This window comes from Halobacillus sp. BBL2006 (assembly GCF_000786645.1).
Taxonomy (GTDB): domain Bacteria; phylum Bacillota; class Bacilli; order Bacillales; family Halobacillaceae; genus Halobacillus.
The window spans coordinates 1-1,825 of record NZ_JRNX01000317.1 but is presented as its reverse complement, the minus strand read 5'-3'; the positions used below and the strand labels follow the sequence as shown (position 1 = coordinate 1,825).

The following is a 1,825-nucleotide window of genomic DNA, read 5'->3' as shown; positions in this document are numbered from 1 at the left end:
TTTGCAATTGAACAAGAAGAATGGAAAAATCGTCAGCTCAAAAACCGTTTAAAACAGATGCTTACAATATCTTCGCCGATTTTTATATTGATTCTTTGGGAGTTCCTATCACGAACGGGTTTAGTCGATGCGAGATTTTTCCCGCCTCCTACGGAAATCGTAGGGACATTTCTTTTTATGGGAACTAGTGGTGAGTTGTTCAATCATATCGGCATTTCCCTATTCCGTATTTTTGCGGGATTTTTATTAGGTGTGATTCCAGCGATTATCCTGGGTCTGTTGATGGGGCTTTATTCTCCATTAAGGCATTTCTTTTCTCCATTGATCATGGCGCTAATGCCAATTCCGACGTTAGCATTATTACCGATCATTCTCATTTTGTTCGGTGTCGGTGAAGTGTCCAAAATTGTCACAATTGCCGGAAGTGTCTTTTTTCCGGTCATTATCAATACGGTGGCGGGTGTCGTAAATATCGATCGCATCTACTTAGATGTTGCGAAGAATTATGGAGCTAGTTCTAAAGACTATTTCTTTAAAATTGCATTGCCAGGATCACTTCCTGTCATGATTGAAGGAATACAGATGGGGCAGGCAATTGCCTTATTGACCATTGTAGCTGCAGAAATGATGGGGGCGAATTCCGGAATCGGGTATTTGATCTGGACCTCCTACAAAGCTTTCCTTCTTCAAGAAATGTACGTAGGTCTGGTGCTTATTTCCTTTTTTGGTTATCTCTTTTCTCTCATTTTACGTGGCTTTCAGACAAAATTATTACCCTGGAAATAATGATAAATTGGAGGGGGAACTATGGAGGCGAAAATATCCATCCGTGGTTTGACAAAAGTTTTTTACAAAAAAGGGAGCAGTGTGACAGCCCTTCATGACATAAATATGGATATTAAGGACGGAGAATTTGTCTGTTTGCTAGGTCCAAGCGGGTGTGGGAAAACAACTTTGCTGCGTATTTTAGCTGGGTTGGAAAGCAAGAGTATCGGCGATTTTACGATTAAACGTGGAGAACAAGACCGCCCTCTGCAATCAATGGTTTTTCAGGAACGTGGTGTCATTCCATGGCTAACTGTGGAAGAAAATGTGGCCTTCGGATTGAAAATGAGGCATTTGCCTAAAGTTTATGTAAAAGAACGGACGGATTATTATCTCTCTAAGGTTGGATTGGACCGATTCGCTAAACTTTACCCAAAAGAACTGTCCGGGGGCATGAAACAGCGGGTCAGCATAGCTAGAGCTTTTGCAAATGACCCGGAGATTCTGCTGATGGATGAACCATTTGCGGCCTTAGATGAACAGAACAAATTCATTTTGCAGGAGGAATTATTGAGTATCTGGTCAGAAACGAAAAAGACCGTACTTTTCATCACGCACAGCATTGATGAAGCCCTGCTTCTAAGCGATCGAATTCTGTTGATGAGCTCCCAGCCTGGAAAAATCGTTGATGAACTGGTAGTCGATATGCCGAGGCCGAGGAAGATGGAAGAAGTACGAGCGGACTCCGCGATGGCAGAGCGATTCGTTCAAGTTTGGAAACATCTTCAGGACGAAGTTCAAGGCTCAAGGGGTTAGGAAGAAAGGGGAATCTGATGATGAAAAAAGCTTATCTGCTGTTTATCATTCCTTTGTTTTTGTTTGTGATTATGCTTAGTGGATGTGGATCCGACGTTGAAGAGACGGGACAAAAGGATGGACAGATTAATGATCAGGTCAGCGAAGATAATCCAAGTGGTGACTTAGCTCCACTTGAAAAAAAGACGACGGTTGTCATCGCTGAAGACGGGGCGGCATCCGGGGCTGGTTTTTATATTGCTAA

2 protein-coding genes and 1 pseudogene are annotated in these 1,825 nt (G+C 42.6%); all 3 read left to right on the top strand.

Annotated elements, in window-relative coordinates:
• The first annotated feature begins 6 nt into the window (after positions 1-6).
• Positions 7-786, top strand: a complete 780-nt coding sequence (locus LD39_RS10085) for an ABC transporter permease (protein ID WP_052158806.1) — start codon at positions 7-9, stop codon at positions 784-786.
• 21 nt (positions 787-807) lie between these two features.
• Positions 808-1,581: an ABC transporter ATP-binding protein gene (locus tag LD39_RS10080; protein ID WP_035545846.1), complete on the top strand. Its 774-nt coding sequence runs from the start codon at positions 808-810 to the stop codon at positions 1,579-1,581.
• Positions 1,582-1,601: 20 nt separating this feature from the next.
• Positions 1,602-1,825 (top strand): annotated as a pseudogene (locus LD39_RS10075) (taurine ABC transporter substrate-binding protein); the annotation flags it as partial.